This window comes from Vibrio sp. MMG023, assembly GCF_021654215.1.
Taxonomy (GTDB): Bacteria; Pseudomonadota; Gammaproteobacteria; order Enterobacterales; family Vibrionaceae; genus Vibrio; species Vibrio jasicida.
This window is the reverse complement of the sequence record NZ_JAKFZP010000006.1, coordinates 236,773-254,382: the sequence shown is the minus strand read 5'-3', so window position 1 is coordinate 254,382 and position 17,610 is coordinate 236,773. Positions and strand designations below refer to the sequence as shown.

Sequence of the window (17,610 nt, the reverse complement as noted above, 5' to 3'; positions counted from 1 at the left end):
TATTATTGTTTACGTTTATTTAACCTCATCCAGCTAAAAAGCATGATAAAAAAAGCTATCCCAATTATTGCTAGCCTACTTGTTTTTTCTCATAGCGCTTATGCCGATGTATCCCTGACTGTAAAAGGGATCGATGGTGCGCTAGAAGACAATGTGAACGCTTACCTATCATCGATACCAGAAGATGATTATTCGACGTCTTTACGCTTTCAGGCGCGATTGAGTCAAAGTATCACCGAAGCGATGAATGCGCTTGGCTATTATCATGCGAAAATTTCATACTCTATTACGAAAGATAATGATGAATTGATCGTCAACGTTACACCGGGCGAGCCTGTAAGGGTAAAGGTCATGGATGTGGTGATCTCCGGTGAAGCAGAAAAAGATGAAGAGTTTACTAACCTCATCAACAAATCACGATTGAAAGAGGGCCGTATCCTTAATCAAGGGGAATACGATAGCCTCAAATCCAGCATTCGTAACTTAGCTTTGCAGCGTGGCTACTTTAATGGTGATTTTACGCTGAGTAAGTTGGAAGTGGTTCCAGAGTTGAATGAAGCCAATGTTCGCCTGCACTATGACAGTGGTATCCGATATCACTTTGGTACAGTGGAAATCTTGGGGAGTCAGATCTGGGAAGACCGCGTGGACTCTTTGCGTCCATTTAAAACCGGTGAACCCTACTTAGTGTCTGAAGTGGGTGAGTACAACCAAAACCTGTCGAATACCGATTGGTTCTCCTCCGTGTTTGTTGAACCAGACCTCAGTAAACTTGATGATGGTCGAGATCTACCGATTAAAGTCTCGTTAGCTCCCGCAGCAAAAAACCAACTCGAAACTGGTATTGGTTACTCTACCGATACCGGTGTGCGTGGTACGTTAAAGTGGAAAAAACCATGGGTAAGTGCGCGTGGTCACAGCTTTGATACGGCGCTATCTCTTTCTAAGCCTGAGCAGACGATTACCGCAGGCTACAAAATCCCTCTCGATGATGTACTGCATGAGTATTACCAATTGCAGTTTGGTTTGAAGCACCTCGATAACCGCGATACAGAGAGTTTGGAATCGAATCTTGCGGTAGAACGTCACTGGATCACCGATGGTGGTTGGCATAAGACGTTATACGTTCGTCACTTGTACGAAAACTTTTCACAAGGTTTGCAAGAAGACGGAGTGCAATTTGTTCTGCCTGGTGCATCTTTCTCACGGACTCGAACTCGCGGTGGCAACATGCCAATGTGGGGAGACAAACAAAGTGTCACCGTTGAATACGGCGATCCAGCCTTGTTATCTGAAACTCGCGTTCTTCGTTTGTTAGGTCGGACGTCGTGGATTCGTGGCATTGGTCAGAATCATCGTGGTTTATTCCGCTTAGAAGGTGGTGCCAACATCACCGAAGAATTTGAAAAACTATCACCATCGCTGCGTTTCTTTGCTGGTGGTGACAACAACATTCGTGGTTATGGATACGAATCTATCTCGCCTACAGATGCCAGTGGAGCATTGACTGGTGCGAAATACATGGTGACCAGTACCCTAGAGTATCAGTATCGCGTTTATGGCAACTGGTGGGGTGCAGCCTTTTATGACATCGGTGATGCGTTCAATGAAACTCCAGTGTGGAAATCGGGTGCAGGTGTTGGCATTCGCTGGGCATCCCCTGTTGGACCCGTGAGTTTTGACTTTGCTTGGGGCTTAGACGCTGAGCCTAAACCAGAATTTCGTATCCACTTCTCATTGGGGCCTGAACTATGATGAAAACAACGCTTAAGTGGACGAAGTGGTTCTCGATCAGTCTGCTGAGTTTGGTGCTCTTGCTGGTGATTTTCATCGGTACAGTCTTGTTCACCCATCCCGGTTTAAAGCTGGCTTTGTGGGGAGCAGAAAAGGCACTACCACAACTGAAGGTCGAAGAGATCAAAGGATCTTTGTTCCCTCGTTTTGCTTTGCACAACGTCAGCTTTGTCGATGAATCGTTGAATGTCGATGCAAAGGTTGAAAGCCTTACCCTTGCGATAAATTTCCGTTGTTTCTTCGATCCAAAAGTGTGCGTGGATGAACTTGCACTCCAAGGTGTGAACTTCCAAATGCCGGAGTTGCCGCCGAGTGAGGAACCAGTAGAAGAAACGCCGCCACTGCGTTCAATTAGCACACCAGTACCTATTTTCGTAAATAAAGTTAGCCTGAATAACATCAACTTGAATATTTTGGGTAACAAGATTGATTGGCAAGATTTTTCTACAGCGCTGTCGATGCAAGGCGACCGTTTGGTAATTGCTCCCACGGCATTGAAGGTGATCAATGTGGCATTGGCGTCAACAGACGAAACGCCAAAAGAAGATCAATCATCGACAACGGCACAAGCGACAGCTGTTGATGAATCGGGCAGCGCTGCGAGTAATCAGGACGATGCTGCGAAGACATCAAAGCAGGCTGTGAAACAAAAAGAAAAACTAAAAACTCAAGATGTTGCGGTAAAAAAAGAAGCGGAAAACAAAGCGGCGAAAGCTGAGTCTGAACCCAAGGGCATTGTTCTGCCTGAAGTGTGGATCCCCCTAACGATAGAAGCGCAGCGACTGGATATTCACGATTTCAAATTGGCTGGTGACACTCCGGTTATTGTTCATCACTTAGGGCTCGAAGCCAAAGCTGGTGGCGATAAAGTTGAGGTAAAAACGTTAGAACTCGACATGCCTGAAGTGGAAGGCAAGTTGAGTACGCAAGTGACGTTATCTGGCGACTATCCAATTCAAGCACAAATTGACGCGCTCGTTAAACAAGCTGATGTGAAAGGTCAGAAACTGTCTTTATCAGCTTCAGGGTCTGTCGGTGATTTGTCCTTGCAGGCAACGCTGTCTGATTTGGTTAAAGCGAAGATTGAAGGGCAAATCCAACCACTGAAAACGGAGCTGCCATTTGATATCAAGCTGAACAATGTTGAGGCGCAATGGCCATTGAGTGGTAAGAGTGACTACCAAGTTTCGGTGCCTAGCTTAGCGGCTAAAGGTTCACTAGAGGGCTACACCGTTGCATTAGAAACCAAAGCATCTGGTAAGGATATTCCTGCGTTAGATGTTGCTTTGAATGGTAAAGGCACTTTAGAACAGATTGACCTAGACAGTATTGTGGTGAAAACCTTAGGCGGTGAACTGGCTGGTAAAGTGATGGCGAATTGGGCTTCACCTATCAACTGGCAAGCGGACTTGAACCTGAAGCACATTGAACCGGGTTTGCAGTGGCAAGAAGCGGAAGGGGACATCAGCGGTAGTTTATCTACTTCAGGCTCTTTAACGGAGCAAGGCGGTTGGCAAGTGAGCCTTCCTAAGCTTGATATTGACGGTATTTTGCGTGGTTATCCGCTGAATATAGAAGGTCAATTAGAGGCGTCTGACAAGAATGGTAAGGGCGAAGATATCCAGCTAAATACTCAAGGTTTAGCGTTATCGCATGGTCCTAACCAACTGCATGCCAAAGGTAAAATTGACAAGCAAATCTTGATGGATGTTGAGGTGAATTTCCCTGACTTTTCGAAAAGTGTGCCCGATCTTAGCGGTAAGATGAATGGTACGGTTGCGCTACGTGGCAGTTTGAAGCAACCAGACATCAACCTGGATCTTGCGCTGAACCAACTCGATTGGCAACAGCAAGCAAAGGTTGAAACTATTACCTTGAAAGGTGATGTGACTCCTCTACCTGCGCCAAAAGCGGACGTGAGCTTAATTGCCAAAAACATTACCTATGACGACATCAAAATTGATAGTGCAGATCTTGAAGTCACTGGTGACGAAAAGCTGCACCAACTGACATTGGATGTGGTGTCTGACATTGTTTCAAGTAGTTTAGAAATCGAAGGTTCTTTTAAGCAAAAGCCCGAGATGATCTGGGATGGAGCGCTGCGCCGTTTAACGTTGAGTACACCACAAGGTCCATGGGCTCTGCAAAAATCGACGGCAGTTAAAATCAACATTGATAAACAGATCGCCGATGTCCAAGCACACTGTTGGTTACAGTCTGATTCAAGCGTATGTCTGAGTGAAGACATTAGTGTCGGCAAGAGCGGCGAGGCGAAGTTAGCCATTACTAACTTTGACTTCGACCAAATCAAACAATTCTTACCTGCAGAAACCAAGCTAAATGGTTCAGTGAACGCGAATGCGTTTGCGAAATGGGCACCAGACATGAAACCTGAAGTCACGGTGAATGTCGATATGCCAAAAGGTCAGGTAGAGCAAACGCTAGAGCAACCAGTGAAAGTCGGTTGGGAAAGTGTGAGTTTTAAAGCCAAATTGGCGCAAGATAAGCTTGATGCTGAGTGGTTGCTTGATGTCACGGATAATGGGGATTTGTCTGGTAAGGTTGCTCTGAATGATGTGTCGTCCGAGAAGCCTACGATTAACGGTAAAGTGTCGTTATCGACGTTCCACTTGGACTTCTTGGCGCCACTTATCGGTGAGTACAGCTTGTTCAAGGCGAACATGAACACGGATCTCGCTTTATCTGGTGATGTGATGCATCCGAAGGTGAATGGCCAGTTTTTGATTGACCAAATGAAGCTGCAAGGTGAAGTAACACCAATTGACATCGACTCAGGACAAGTTGCGATTAACTTCAAAGGGCATCAAGCAGACTTAAATGCGGGCATCATCACGCCGGATGGCAAGCTGGAGATCAATGGTGACGCGGATTGGCGTGATTTAGAAAATTGGCACACGAAGGCTCGCGTATTTGCGAAAGAGTTGAAAGTGGATATGCCGCCAATGGTAAGAATCAAAGTCGAGCCAGACATGACCATTGATGTGACCCCTAAGCTCGCTAAGGTTGAAGGCAACATCAACCTCCCATGGGGACGTATTTTGATTGATGAGTTGCCGCCAAGTGCCGTTGGTGTGTCGAGCGATACCGTTATATTAAATAAAGACATGCAGCCGGTAGATGGTGATGAGGCATTACCATTTAACGTAGAGACAGATATCAACATCAAAATTGGAGATGACTTCCAGTTGTCAGCATTTGGTTTGAAGGGCGATTTGCAAGGTAACCTAGACGTTACTCAGAAAGATAAAGGGCCATTCATCGTTGGTGAGGTGAACATCATTGATGGTTCATACCGTTCATTTGGTCAGGATTTGGTGATCGAAGAAGGTAAGATCATGATGAACGGTCCTGCGGATCAGCCTTATGTTTCTATCAAAGCGATTCGTAACCCAGATAACACGCAAGATGACGTGACGGCTGGTGTGCGTGTGACTGGCCCGGCAAGTGACCCTACGGTAGAAATTTTCTCCGACCCTGCGATGCCGCAAGCGAACGCGCTGTCTTACTTATTACGTGGTCAAGATATTGATGCTGAGTCTGGCGGTAACGCGATGACAACAACACTGATTGGTTTGAGTTTAGCGAAGAGCGGTAAAGTCGTCGGTGAGATTGGCGAAGCCTTTGGTGTACAAGATTTGCAGTTGGATACCGCAGGCTCTGGTGATGATTCTCAAGTGACGGTAAGTGGTTACATACTTCCTGGCCTACAAGTTAAATACGGTGTAGGTATCTTTACTTCATTAGGTGAGTTCACCGTGCGATACCGATTGATGAAAGATTTGTACTTAGAAGCGGTTTCTGGCGTGGATAGTGCTGTTGATTTGCTGTACCAATTTGAATTCGACTAAGCTTAGCTTTTTATCGCAACTAAGGAATGGTTATGCAGCATTTGATTTTTGTGTATGGCACTTTGCGCAAAGGAGAGGGAAACCATCACTTTTTGAATAGCGCCGAGTTTTTAGGTCACCATGAGACCGAGGCTCAATTCGCACTGTATGATTTAGGGCGATACCCTGCTTTATCGGTAGGACAGAAGGCGATACAGGGTGAAGTTTATCTGATTGATAATGAAACGCTGGTGGAGCTCGATAAACTTGAGGATGTACCTGTAGAGTATCGCAGAGAAAGCATCATCACGCCGTTTGGCCAAGCTTGGATCTATTTGTACCAAGATACCGAGCAATTGACTGAAGAGATTGCACCTGGTGATTGGTGTCAACGAGTGTGAACTATAATTAGAGCAGTAACGTATGCATTGACGATATATACAACAAAGACTTGGGAGGTCTGCGATGAAATATCTATCACCAATGATACTGCTGCTTTTAGTGGGGTGCTCAAGCACGACACCACCGAGTAGCAACGACAGTATGGAGTGGAAGCAATATGGCATGCAGCAAGCTGAAGCCGGGGACACCAAACTGTCAATGCAAGAGTTCAACAATGGCGACGAACTCTACGTGGCATACAGCAATGGTTATGAAGCGGGGCGCTCAAACTACTGCGCACAAGATGCATTCTCGTTGGGAGAAAGTAGGCGCTACTATCGCGGGATATGTGATGATGTTGATGATCGCTTCCGCCGAGAATATGAATTAGGGCGAACTGCAAAGGGCAGTAAACGCTACTAGATTTTAAGGGGTGAACATGAGGTTATTTGCTATCGGTGCAGCGCTAGTCTTGCTCAGTGCTTGTGCGCAAACATCACTACCAACATCTGCCAACGTCACAGATTGGCAGGCTTTTGGTAAGCAATCTGCCCTTGATGGTCTAATCGAGCTATCGGAAGAGCGAATCGCCAAACTTGATGAAACGAATCGTGCTACACCCGAATTGGTTATGGCTTATCAATCCGGCTATCAGGAAGGTAAAAAAGAGTACTGCGAACAGAGTGCTTACATGCTAGGTGTGAGAGATATGCCGTACTTCGGTATTTGCGATGACATTGACCCATTCTTCCAACAAAACTATGAATCGGGCAGACACTCAACCGCAGGCGAGTACTGATCAAAGCCATAAAACTAAAAAGAGCTGCTAACGTGCAGCTCTTTTACTTTTAAGCGTTCGCAGTTATTTGTTTTGCGCGCGTTCGTAAGATTCTAGGATTTCTGCTTTTGCTGCGGCCACATCTGCCCAGCCATCAACTTTCACCCACTTACCAGCTTCCAGCTCTTTATAGCGCTCAAAGAATTGTGTTATTTGTGCCTTCAATAGTTCCGGGATGTCACCGACATCTTGAATGCCCTCGTACTCCTTTGAGATTTTAGAGTGCGGGACAGCGAAGACTTTTGCGTCTTCACCTGACTCATCCGTCATCTTCAATACGCCAACTGGGCGACAACGAATCACAGAACCTGGCATCAGTGGGTAAGGAGTCGGAACCAGTACGTCTACTGGGTCACCGTCTAGAGAAAGGGTGTCGTTCACGTAACCATAGTTGCAAGGGTAAAACATAGGTGCAGACATGAAACGATCAACGAATACAGCACCAGTGTCTTTATCTACTTCGTATTTGATTGGATCGGCGTTAGCAGGGATTTCGATCACGACATAGATATCGTCAGGCAATGATTTACCCGCTGGTACGTTGTTTAAGCTCATTTGAATAGTCCTTTTCAGTGAGGATGAGTCAGGCTCATCTTACGATTGATTCGTTACTCACTTTAGCGACAAAAACGCGGCAGGTAAACACCCGCCGCGTTGGACAAAGGTCTGAAATTATTCTTCGTCGCGATGCAGTTCAAGGAACGCTTCGACTTTGTTCACCATGTTTTTAGAACCGACAAAGAAAGGCACGCGTTGATGCAATTCTGTTGGTTTCAAATCCATGATGCGATTAACGCCGTCAGACGCTAAACCACCTGCTTGCTCAATCAAAAAAGCCATTGGGTTGCACTCGTACAACAAGCGAAGTTTACCTTGAGGGTGGCTTTGCGTGCTTGGATACAAGTAGATGCCGCCTTTCAGCAAGTTGCGGTGGAAATCAGCAACCAGCGAACCGATGTAGCGAGAGGTGTATGGGCGATCATCTTCAGGTTCGTTTTCTTGGCAGTACTTAATGTACTTCTTAACGCCTTGTGGGAAGCGGATGTAGTTGCCTTCGTTGATCGAGTAAATCTTGCCATCTTCAGGGATCATCATGTTTTCATGAGAAAGACAGAAGCTGCCTATCGATGGGTCATAAGTGAAGCCGTTTACGCCATTACCTGTGGTGTAAACCAGCATGGTGGATGAACCGTAAATTACGTATCCAGCTGCCACTTGCTTGTGGCCTGGTTGTAGAAAGTCTTCTTCTGTTGGTGGGGTTCCAATAGGAGAAACTCGACGGTAAATAGAGAAGATGGTCCCGACTGATACGTTCACATCAATGTTTGATGAGCCATCGAGTGGGTCCATAAGTACAACGTACTTTGCGTTTTGATTGAGTTCTTTATTGAACGCAACCGCTTCATCTTCTTCTTCACTTGCAACGCCACATACTTGGTCGCGAGCTTCGAGGGCCGCTTTGAATTTGTCATTCGCATACAGATCAAGTTTTTGTTGGTCTTCGCCCTGTACGTTTTCCGTACCTACAGCGCCAGTGATGTCACCAAGACCGGCCGCGTTGATTTCGCGGTTAACAATTTTTGCAGCTAAGCGAATAGAAGCTAAGAGAGATGAAAGATCACCGCTAGCGTGGGGGAAATCCGCTTGTTTCTCAACAATGAATTCGCCTAGGGTGCGCAGTCCTGACATGGTTTATCCTTACATTTTCATTTCGTTGGGGGTGTCGCGCAATAGAGGCATCTCTTTATGGATGTTAAACGATTGCGCTAGATGTAAGTTTATGACGCAGATCTTATTAATGGTAATGAAGTAACCGACTGAGATCGCAAATTATTTGTCTTATTGCATAAGAAGGGAATCTCTTGGTTAATGCTTGGTCAGTCAGTGCTAAGCCCTGTCAGATTTGTGAAAGAGACTGCACGAACAGGGCGAAAGGCACTCGCTTTTCTGGTAGTTATCACGATAATGAAAGGATTAAAGAACGCATTACAAGGTTAAGTTTATGCACATTCATATCTTGGGTATCTGCGGCACGTTTATGGGCGGTGCGGCAATTTTAGCGCGTCAGCTAGGTCATAAAGTGACGGGTTCGGATGCCAACGTTTATCCACCAATGAGCACCCTGTTGGAGTCTCAAGGTATTGAAATTATTGAAGGCTTTGACCCTTCTCAGCTTGACCCTCAACCTGATCTTGTGGTGATTGGTAACGCGATGAGCCGTGGTAACCCATGTGTTGAACATGTGCTGAATACCAATATGCGTTACACCTCTGGCCCGCAGTGGTTACAAGAGTTCTTATTGCACGATCGCTGGGTTCTGGCGGTATCGGGTACTCATGGCAAAACCACCACTTCAAGCATGCTAGCTTGGATCTTAGAAGACTGTGGCTACCAGCCTGGTTTCCTTGTCGGTGGTGTGTTGGGTAACTTTGGTGTGTCGGCACGCTTGGGCGAAAGTATGTTTTTCGTCGTTGAAGCGGACGAATACGACAGTGCTTTTTTCGATAAACGATCTAAGTTTGTTCACTACCATCCACGTACATTGATCATGAACAACCTTGAATTTGATCATGCAGACATCTTCGACGATCTAGAGGCGATTAAACGTCAATTCCACCACTTAGTGCGCACTGTTCCGGGCAACGGCTTGATCCTAGCACCTAAGCAAGATCAGTCGCTGCAAGACGTGATCGAGCGCGGTTGTTGGACTGAAAAGCAGTTCTCAGGTGTCGACGGTGATTGGCAAGCGCACAAATTGGTTATCGATGGCTCTAAATTTGAAGTTTCATTGCAAGGTAAGAAAGTTGGCGTCGTGGATTGGGATCTTGTCGGTGACCACAACGTGGATAACGCTTTGATGGCGATTGCTGCTGCTCGCCATGTGGGTGTTGCACCAGAACTTGCATGTCAGGCTATCGGTCGTTTTATTAACACCAAACGTCGCTTAGAACTCAAAGGCGAAGAGCAGGGCATCACAGTTTACGATGATTTTGCTCATCATCCAACGGCGATTGAACTGACATTGGGCGGTTTACGTAACAAGGTTGGCGAAAAACGTATTCTTGCCGTTTTGGAGCCACGCTCTGCGACGATGAAACGCGGTGTTCATAAGAATACTTTGGCGGCTTCTCTGCACAGTGCTGATGAGGTGTTCCTCTTCCAACCAGACAACATTGATTGGTCGGTACAAGAGATTGCAGACCAGTGTAAACAACCTGCTTTTGTGGGTGCAGAGATGGACAGCTTTGTCGCAAAAATCGTAGAGCAAGCGCAGCCAGGTGACCAAATCCTCGTAATGAGTAACGGTGGTTTTGGTGGTATCCACGGCAAGCTTCTAGAACAACTGAAACAAAAAGCTTAATGACATTTATGCAACAAAAAGTAACCCCTAAAAAAGCCATCACATTAGCATTAACGGGCGCCTCTGGTGCCCCTTATGGTCTTCGCCTTCTTGAATGCCTAGTTGCTGCGGATTACCACGTTTACGTGTTGATCTCTTCGGCTGCTCGTGTCGTGATGGCGACCGAGCATGACCTGAAACTACCAAGCGGCCCTGAAGCGGCGCAAAAGGCGTTAGTTGAGCATCTCAACTGCAATCCAGATAATATCACCGTTTGTGGCAAAGACGATTGGTTCTCGCCAGTGGCCTCTGGTTCGGCTGCGCCAAAGCAAATGGTGGTGTGTCCATGTTCCGCGGGCAGTGTCGCGGCCATTGCACACGGCATGTCAGATAACTTAATTGAACGTGCTGCAGACGTGGTGATGAAAGAGCGTGGGCAACTGTTACTTGTGGTGCGTGAAACGCCGTTCTCAACACTGCATCTTGAAAACATGCACAAACTTTCGCAAATGGGCGTCACCATCATGCCCGCAGCGCCGGGGTTTTATCATCAACCAAAGAGTATTGAAGACTTGGTGGATTTTATGGTGGCAAGAATTCTCGATCACCTTGGTATTGATCAAGGCTTGGTGCCACGCTGGGGTTATGACCAACGTTGATTGTGTAATCAATAAAAGATCTTTACAATCCATCCAACTCATCGGGGAGCAAACCCATCAGGTATTGACCTTGTCAATGCCAAGGAGCGCTGAGACCTAATTGTTTAACATTGTTGAGCAGGCAGGGACCCGTATTACCTGAACCAGATAATGCTGGCGTAGGAATTGAGTCTGGATATTGGAAGTCCTAAATACCGCCTCAACCCTGTGCCGCTCAACTCATGTTAATAATGCAAATGGAGAGCGAGCAGTGAAAACCACTCTTAGTCTGATTGCCCTTGCAACCATCACTTCTACTTCGGCGTTTGCCGCTGAAAACACCCTAACTGTCTACACATACGATTCTTTTGCTGCCGATTGGGGACCGGGTCCTAAAGTCGAAAAAGCATTCGAAGCCAAATGCGGTTGCGACGTTAATTTTGTTGCGCTGGACGACGGTGTTTCAATCCTTAACCGCCTTCGTTTGGAAGGAAACAATAGCAAAGCGGATATCGTGTTAGGTTTGGATAATAACCTGATGGCGGAAGCGAAAAAGACCGGGCTTCTGGCTGAGCATAATGTTGATACCTCAAAGACTACGCTACCTAATGGTTGGGACGATAAGACCTTCGTACCGTACGATTACGGCTACTTTGCGTTTGTATACAACAAGGAGAAGTTGGTGAATCCTCCAAAAAGCATGAAAGAGCTGGTGGAAGAGCGTGATGATCTGAAAGTGATTTACCAAGACCCTCGCACTTCGACTCCGGGTCAAGGCTTGATGTTGTGGATGAAGTCCATCTATGGCGATGATGCGACTCAAGCGTGGAAGCAACTGGCAACGAAAACAGTTACGGTTACTAAAGGCTGGTCAGAAGCTTACTCTATGTTTTTGAACGGTGAGTCCGATCTCGTGCTGTCTTACACGACCTCTCCCGCGTACCATTTGATTGCAGAAGATGACGCGAAATACGCAAGCGCAAATTTTTCCGAAGGACACTACATGCAAGTGGAGGTGGCGGCTAAGGTCAAAGGCTCAAAAAATTCGAAGTTAGCAGATGAGTTCATGGACTTTATTTTGAGTGATGATTTCCAATCTGCGATGCCAACAGGTAACTGGATGTACCCAGTAACTAACGTTGAGTTACCAAAAGGCTTTGAAACTCTGAGCGTACCAAGCAAACCATTGAGCTTTAGTGCAGACGAAGTCGCGAAAATGCGCAAGACTTGGATTCGCGAATGGCAAAGCGCATTGACGTTCTAACATAGGTTCTACTTTTGAATTCTGTTCCGAAAATAGGGTTAGGGGTCGCGATGATTATCGCGACCTTTGTTATTTCTGCCCTGGGTGCTTTGCTTGTCCAAGCGCCTTCACTTGATGTGTCTATGGTATGGGGAGACCCATACTATCAGCACGTCACCAAGTTCAGCTTCTACCAAGCTTTTCTCTCTACACTATTGAGTGTTGGCTTTGCTATTCCCGTTGCGCATGCGCTTTCTCGACGTGAGTTCTTTGGTAAGTCTCTACTATTAAAATTGTTTGCGTCCACTTTAGTTTTGCCTGTACTGGTTGGCGTATTCGGCTTATTGGCGATTTACGGTAATAGCGGTTTGCTAGCTCAATGGCTGAAAAGTATCGATGCGGAGCTGCCGTTTTCCATTTATGGTCTGAACGGTATTCTACTTGCGCATGTGTTCTTCAATATGCCTTATGCCGCGCGCTTACTTTTGCAGGCATTAGAATCTATCCCAGCAGAGCAACATAAACTGTGTGCACACCTTGGAATGAGCCATTGGGATAAATTTCGCTGGGTGGAATGGCCACGCCTAAGGCAGCAATTGCCACACGTAAGCGGCTTGGTGTTTATGCTTTGCTTTACCAGTTTTGCCACCGTGATGGCGTTAGGCGGCGGACCGAAATCGACCACTATTGAGCTTGCCATTTATCAGGCAATTAAGTTCGACTTTGATCTGCAAGCCGGGGCGCTTTTGGCACTGTGGCAAATGTTGTTGTGCGGCTTGTTAGCAATTGGCGTACAAAAGTTGACGAAGCCAGTCTCAGTAAGCACTGGCAGCACATCGGTACAGCAATATTTAACGAAGGATCATGGGTGGTCAAAAGCTTGGGATAGCTTTTGGATCATAGGTGCCTTTTTACTAGTAATACCGCCACTTTTGATGGTGGTCTTCAGTGGTATCAACCAACAAGTTTGGCCAGTATTGAGTGATGAGCGTTTTTGGTCTGCACTGTTCAATTCACTCAAAGTTGCGGTACTGGCGAGTTCTCTTGCCGTGGCCGCTGGCGTATCGATTTTGCTGACTAGCCGACGTTGGCGTTTGCAGTATAAAAATACTCGCGCTGATCAAATTGAGCTTATTGGTACCATCATTTTGGTGACGCCGGGCTTAGTGATCAGTACGGGATTGTTCCTATTGCTGCGCTCATTTACCGATGTATTCAGCTTAGCGTTTTTTGTGGTTATTTTGGTTAATGGTTTGATGGCCTTGCCATATGTCATTAAGACTTTATCTCAACCTATGTTGCACATTGAGCAGCAATATCAGTATGTCTGTGCCAGTTTGGGTATGCGTGGTTGGCAACGTTTTAGAGTGGTGGAGTGGCAAGCACTGCGCAAGCCATTTGCACATGCTTTTGCTATCAGCTTTATGTTTGCGATTGGTGACTTGAGTGCGATTGCTTTGTTTGGTGGGCAAGAGTTTAGAACCTTGCCGTTGTACCTATTCCAATTGCTCGGCAGTTATCAGATGGATGCTGCGGCTGTTGTGTCGGTTACCTTGTTGTTACTCAGCGTCGGTTGTTTTGCTGTGATTGAAAAAGTATTGAAAACGAAGGAGAGAGCGTAATGTTAGTGTTGGAAGATGTGCAGTACACCTATCAACGTGAACTGTTTCGTTTTAACTTAGACATTCAACGTGGGCAAATCGTATCACTGATGGGACCGAGCGGGGCTGGCAAATCAACCTTATTGGCGTTAGTTGCTGGTTTCATCAATCCAGACCAAGGCGATATTCTGGTTGATGGTGAATCTATCGTAAGTAATGAGCCGTATCAGCGTCCGTTCTCAATGTTGTTCCAAGAACATAACCTGTTTGCTCACCTGTCAGTAAGAGACAACATCGGTTTGGGCTTGCATCCGGGGTTAAAGCTTACGGCAGACCAAAAGCTTCTTGTCGAGCAAGCGGCAAGACAAGTGGGTGTAGCAGAGTATCTGGACCGCTTACCTGAACACCTTTCTGGGGGCCAGCGTCAGCGTGTGGCTCTCGCCCGATGTTTTGTTCAGCCGCATCCGATGTGGCTGCTCGATGAACCTTTCTCAGCTCTCGATCCCGTGTTGCGTGAAGAGATGCTGATATTGGTTAAACAGCTTGCTGCTGAGCGTGGCATTACCGTTTTGATGGTGACGCACCACTTAAGTGACGCCAGAGCGATTGCTAGTCATTTTGCATTTGTGGCAGGTGGTCAGGTAGAAGCGTCAGGTGAGATTGGTGAATTAACGTTATCGCACTCTAGCGATGTTTTAACCGCGTTTGTGCGAGCGGCAGGGTAGAGCGTTGTTTATATTGATGAATAAGGCGTAAGAAAAACAAAAGGTTGATGCGAGCATCAACCTTTTTCTATTTTGGGAGTTTGAATGAGTACGTTAGCCTTGTGGCTTCACTACCATCACATTGATTGGTGAGTTTTCAACAACTTTGCTTGCGACTGAGCCTAACATCACTTTATTGATCTTCGAACGTTTGTGGCTTGGCATAATGATGAGGTCTGCGCCTAAGCGCTCAGCGTAATCAAGGATGGTTGCATACGCTTTGCCTTCTGCAACGTGGACTTTGTAAATCACTTCATCATCGATGTGTTGATCGGCAAATGTTTTTAGCTGCTGCTTCACATCTTGCTTCATCTTCGCCGCCGCATCTTTCGGGAAGTAAGTCGCGACCATCGACATGTGGATACCGGGCAGTACAGTCAGTAAGTGAACTTCCGCGTTGGCTTGTTTAGCTTGCCAAACAGCCAACTCAACAGCTCGGTCAGAGAAGCCTTGGTCATTTAGATCAACCGGCACAAGAATTTGTTTATACATTCAGTGTCTCTCATCATGGCCCCTTATCCTCGGGGCCTAATCGGTTATGCGCTCAACTGTTCCTTACGAGCACGACGTTTTTGGTTCATGGCAAGTACCAGCAAGATCATTAAGCAAGGCACAAATACCCATTCTTTCATTGGGCGCTCAGCGTCTTGAACGATCCATTTGATCTCCCAGTCGAAGTCGACGCCAGACGATTCTGCCGGACTACCAAACTCGACCATGTCTACGATCATTTTGCCGTCGTTCTCGGTTAGCATTAGACCCATAGAAGAGATGCGCTCTTCAGCGGTTTTTGCTTTATCTTCGAACGGAAGACGTACCGTTTTCTCTACGTAATCACCTTCTAGATTTTCACCTGCGACTCGTAGCTCAATGGATTCTCCTACATTTAGCCCTTCCGTGATTTGAGCTATCTCAACCCCAGGGGAAAGAACTTTCGCTGGGTACAACATGTCCCACCAAAATCCAGGGCGGAAGAATGAGAAGGTCAATACCAATAGTAAGACGGTTTCCCACCACTTATTACGTGTGAACCACCAACCTTGTGTTGCCGCTGAGAAGATTAACATCGCAATGATTGAAGAGATCACGGTCAATGCTAAATGCCACCATGAGTCGATACCCATCAACAATAGCTGAGTATTGAAGACAAACATGAAAGGCAGGATTGCGGTTCGAATATCATAGGTAAAGCCTTGAATACCAGTTCGAATTGGATCTGACTTTGCAATCGCTGCGGCCGCAAATGCCGCTAAGCCAACAGGTGGTGTATCATCGGCCAGAATACCGAAGTAGAACACAAACAAGTGGACCGCAATCAGTGGGATGATCAAACCGTGTGCCGCACCAAGCGTTACGATAACCGGTGCCATCAAGGTTGAAACCACAATGTAGTTGGCCGTCGTTGGTAGGCCCATACCCAGAATCAAACTAATGACCGCGGTAAACAGCAACATTAGGATAATGCTACCGCCCGAGATGAACTCGACAAAGTCGGTCATGACAAGGCCAATACCAGTCAGCGTTACCACACCAACAACCGTACCGGCAGCAGCGGTTGCGACACCGATACCGATCATGTTGCGCGCACCAGATACTAAGCTTTCTGCTAGGTCAACAAAGCCGTTTTTGGTTTGTTCGACAAGATCGCCTTCTTTAGATAGCAACGCAATCAAAGGGCGTTGTGTCAGCAAGATGAAGATCATAAACACCGTTGCCCAGAATGCAGATAGACCTGGAGAGAAACGTTCCACCGTCAAACACCAAACCAGTACCACTATAGGCAATAAAAAGTGCAAACCAGATTTAATCGTCGGACCTGGGTCTGGTACCTCAGTCAGTTCAGCATCGATTTCAATCGCCCCATCTTTTGCGTGGTTAGCGGAAATCTTTACAAGACCCACATAAGCAATTAGAAGTACGACGGTCACGATAGGGGTTGCTGCATCACCAAAGACATCTTTCGTCCAACCCACACCGTAGTAAACCAAAGCGCTGATAACACATAGGCCCAAAATCGTACCAGTGAAGGACAGCAAGCTCTGCACAAGCGTAGGGGTATGGCGACGAGGAAGTCCTGTCATGCCTGCTTTACACGCTTCAAGGTGAACGATGTAAATCAGTGCAATATAAGAGATAAGCGCAGGGAGTAGAGCTGCTTTGATAACTTCAACGTAGGAGATACCAACGTATTCCACCATTAAGAATGCGGCAGCACCCATGATAGGCGGTGTCAGCTGACCGTTGGTTGATGCTGCTACTTCTACCGCACCCGCTTTCGTTCCCGGGAAGCCAACACGCTTCATGAGTGGAATCGTAAACGTACCTGTCGTTACTACGTTAGCGATGGAAGAACCTGAAACCAGACCAGACAAGCCAGAAGCGACTACCGCAGCTTTCGCAGGGCCACCTTTCATATGACCAAGTAGCGAGAACGCGACTTTAATGAAGTACGCACCTGCGCCCGCACGCTCTAGCATGGCACCAAACAGTACAAACAAGAATACGAAAGAAGTTGATACACCCAGTGCAACACCAAATACGCCTTCAGTTGTTAGCCAAAGGTGCGACATGGCTTTGTTCAAGCTCGCGCCTTTATGAGCAATCACATCTGGCATGTATGGGCCAGCAAAGGTGTAAGTTAGGAATACCGCAGCAACCACCATAAGCGGTGGACCGAGAGCTCGACGAGTTGCTTCAAGTAGTAACGCCATACCTGTGACGGATACCACGATATCAACCGTGGTTGGGGCGCCAGAACGGCCGGCGAGTTCGGTATAGAAGATGTAAATGTAAGCCGCTGCAAAACTGCCTGCGAGTGCCAATATCCAATCAATAAGAGGGATATGATCTCGTGGAGAGTTTTTCATGGCTGGATAAGCAGTGAAAGCGAGAAAAGTAGCAAAAGTTAAATGGATTGCTCGCGCTTCAGTGTCGTTGAGTACGCCAAAATTAAAAATAAATGGTAGCGGAGACGCGTACCATAATTGAAATAGCGACCAGCACAGTGGAACGAACCATAAGATTCGACCTTGCAAGCCCATTGGGCTACGTGCACCTGTGTCTGCCTGAGCCACCATTTCTTGCACATCTTGTGACGGAGTGTTGTTCGTCGCCATGTACTTTTTCCTTATTATTGATGGTCCTGTCTGTATTGTGTATCGAG

Annotated in this window: 14 protein-coding genes and 1 riboswitch; of the genes, 10 read left to right on the top strand and 4 right to left on the bottom strand. The window is 46.7% G+C overall.

Going from position 1 to position 17,610, the window contains the following annotated elements:
* The first annotated feature begins 42 nt into the window (after positions 1–42).
* From L1076_RS19760 to L1076_RS19740, 5 genes are all read left to right on the top strand, one after another.
* Positions 43–1,755 (top strand): autotransporter assembly complex family protein, encoded by a 1,713-nt coding sequence (locus L1076_RS19760; protein ID WP_038866086.1) that lies wholly within the window; start codon positions 43–45, stop codon positions 1,753–1,755.
* A complete protein-coding gene (locus tag L1076_RS19755) occupies positions 1,752–5,663 on the top strand; it encodes a translocation/assembly module TamB domain-containing protein (RefSeq protein WP_237304317.1) in 3,912 nt (1,303 codons plus the stop codon). The genes L1076_RS19760 and L1076_RS19755 overlap by 4 nt, the downstream gene beginning before the upstream one ends.
* A 32-nt stretch (positions 5,664–5,695) precedes the next feature.
* Positions 5,696–6,043 (top strand): gamma-glutamylcyclotransferase, encoded by a 348-nt coding sequence (locus tag L1076_RS19750; protein ID WP_237304316.1) that lies wholly within the window; start codon positions 5,696–5,698, stop codon positions 6,041–6,043.
* A 64-nt stretch (positions 6,044–6,107) separates the two neighbouring features.
* The gene (locus L1076_RS19745; protein ID WP_038866091.1) at positions 6,108–6,446 is read left to right on the top strand and encodes a DUF2799 domain-containing protein; all 339 of its coding nucleotides are present in this window, start codon (positions 6,108–6,110) and stop codon (positions 6,444–6,446) included.
* Between the two features lie 16 nt (positions 6,447–6,462).
* Positions 6,463–6,822 carry a DUF2799 domain-containing protein gene (locus tag L1076_RS19740; RefSeq protein ID WP_038878330.1) on the top strand — a complete coding sequence of 120 codons (360 nt, stop codon included), beginning with the start codon at positions 6,463–6,465 and terminating at the stop codon, positions 6,820–6,822.
* A 63-nt stretch (positions 6,823–6,885) separates the two neighbouring features.
* Here the strand turns inward: L1076_RS19740 and ppa are convergent, their stop codons facing one another.
* A complete protein-coding gene (gene ppa / locus L1076_RS19735) occupies positions 6,886–7,416 on the bottom strand; it encodes an inorganic diphosphatase (RefSeq protein WP_038866096.1) in 531 nt (176 codons plus the stop codon).
* A gap of 117 nt (positions 7,417–7,533) precedes the next feature.
* Entirely contained in the window at positions 7,534–8,550 is a 1,017-nt protein-coding gene (gene fbp, locus L1076_RS19730; RefSeq protein ID WP_237304315.1) for a class 1 fructose-bisphosphatase, read from the bottom strand.
* Positions 8,551–8,863: 313 nt separating this feature from the next.
* Here fbp and mpl point away from each other — a divergent pair, with 313 nt between their 5' ends.
* From mpl to thiQ, 5 genes are all read left to right on the top strand, one after another.
* A complete protein-coding gene (gene mpl, locus L1076_RS19725; RefSeq protein ID WP_237304314.1) occupies positions 8,864–10,222 on the top strand; it encodes a UDP-N-acetylmuramate:L-alanyl-gamma-D-glutamyl-meso-diaminopimelate ligase in 1,359 nt (452 codons plus the stop codon).
* Entirely contained in the window at positions 10,222–10,860 is a 639-nt protein-coding gene (locus tag L1076_RS19720) for a flavin prenyltransferase UbiX (RefSeq protein WP_038878326.1), read from the top strand. Before mpl ends, L1076_RS19720 begins: the two co-directional genes overlap by 1 nt.
* 32 nt (positions 10,861–10,892) lie before the next feature.
* A riboswitch (TPP riboswitch) is annotated at positions 10,893–11,042 on the top strand.
* A 68-nt stretch (positions 11,043–11,110) separates the two neighbouring features.
* Positions 11,111–12,103 (top strand): thiamine ABC transporter substrate binding subunit, encoded by a 993-nt coding sequence (thiB, locus tag L1076_RS19715; RefSeq protein ID WP_038866104.1) that lies wholly within the window; start codon positions 11,111–11,113, stop codon positions 12,101–12,103.
* Positions 12,104–12,117: 14 nt separating this feature from the next.
* A complete protein-coding gene (gene thiP, locus L1076_RS19710; RefSeq protein WP_237304313.1) occupies positions 12,118–13,704 on the top strand; it encodes a thiamine/thiamine pyrophosphate ABC transporter permease ThiP in 1,587 nt (528 codons plus the stop codon).
* Positions 13,704–14,408: a thiamine ABC transporter ATP-binding protein gene (thiQ, locus tag L1076_RS19705; RefSeq protein ID WP_237304312.1), complete on the top strand. Its 705-nt coding sequence runs from the start codon at positions 13,704–13,706 to the stop codon at positions 14,406–14,408. Before thiP ends, thiQ begins: the two co-directional genes overlap by 1 nt.
* 93 nt (positions 14,409–14,501) lie before the next feature.
* Here the strand turns inward: thiQ and L1076_RS19700 are convergent, their stop codons facing one another.
* Together L1076_RS19700 and L1076_RS19695 are read right to left on the bottom strand one after the other, a co-directional pair.
* Entirely contained in the window at positions 14,502–14,939 is a 438-nt protein-coding gene (locus tag L1076_RS19700) for a universal stress protein (protein WP_005437370.1), read from the bottom strand.
* A gap of 44 nt (positions 14,940–14,983) precedes the next feature.
* On the bottom strand, positions 14,984–17,563 hold the full coding sequence (locus L1076_RS19695; RefSeq protein WP_038866109.1) for a TRAP transporter permease: 2,580 nt from the start codon (positions 17,561–17,563) through the stop codon (positions 14,984–14,986).
* Between the last annotated feature and the right edge of the window lie 47 nt (positions 17,564–17,610).

Excerpts from the sequence above, each read along its gene's own strand:
- L1076_RS19760 (WP_038866086.1), top strand. The coding sequence starts at position 43 with ATGATAAAAAAAGCTATCCCAATTATTGCTAGCCTACTTGTTTTTTCT.
- L1076_RS19755 (WP_237304317.1), top strand. The coding sequence starts at position 1,752 with ATGATGAAAACAACGCTTAAGTGGACGAAGTGGTTCTCGATCAGTCTG.
- L1076_RS19750 (WP_237304316.1), top strand. The coding sequence starts at position 5,696 with ATGCAGCATTTGATTTTTGTGTATGGCACTTTGCGCAAAGGAGAGGGA.
- L1076_RS19745 (WP_038866091.1), top strand. The coding sequence starts at position 6,108 with ATGAAATATCTATCACCAATGATACTGCTGCTTTTAGTGGGGTGCTCA.
- L1076_RS19740 (WP_038878330.1), top strand. The coding sequence starts at position 6,463 with ATGAGGTTATTTGCTATCGGTGCAGCGCTAGTCTTGCTCAGTGCTTGT.
- ppa (WP_038866096.1), bottom strand. The coding sequence starts at position 7,416 with ATGAGCTTAAACAACGTACCAGCGGGTAAATCATTGCCTGACGATATC.
- fbp (WP_237304315.1), bottom strand. The coding sequence starts at position 8,550 with ATGTCAGGACTGCGCACCCTAGGCGAATTCATTGTTGAGAAACAAGCG.
- mpl (WP_237304314.1), top strand. The coding sequence starts at position 8,864 with ATGCACATTCATATCTTGGGTATCTGCGGCACGTTTATGGGCGGTGCG.
- L1076_RS19720 (WP_038878326.1), top strand. The coding sequence starts at position 10,222 with ATGACATTTATGCAACAAAAAGTAACCCCTAAAAAAGCCATCACATTA.
- thiQ (WP_237304312.1), top strand. The coding sequence starts at position 13,704 with ATGTTAGTGTTGGAAGATGTGCAGTACACCTATCAACGTGAACTGTTT.
- L1076_RS19700 (WP_005437370.1), bottom strand. The coding sequence starts at position 14,939 with ATGTATAAACAAATTCTTGTGCCGGTTGATCTAAATGACCAAGGCTTC.
- L1076_RS19695 (WP_038866109.1), bottom strand. The coding sequence starts at position 17,563 with ATGGCGACGAACAACACTCCGTCACAAGATGTGCAAGAAATGGTGGCT.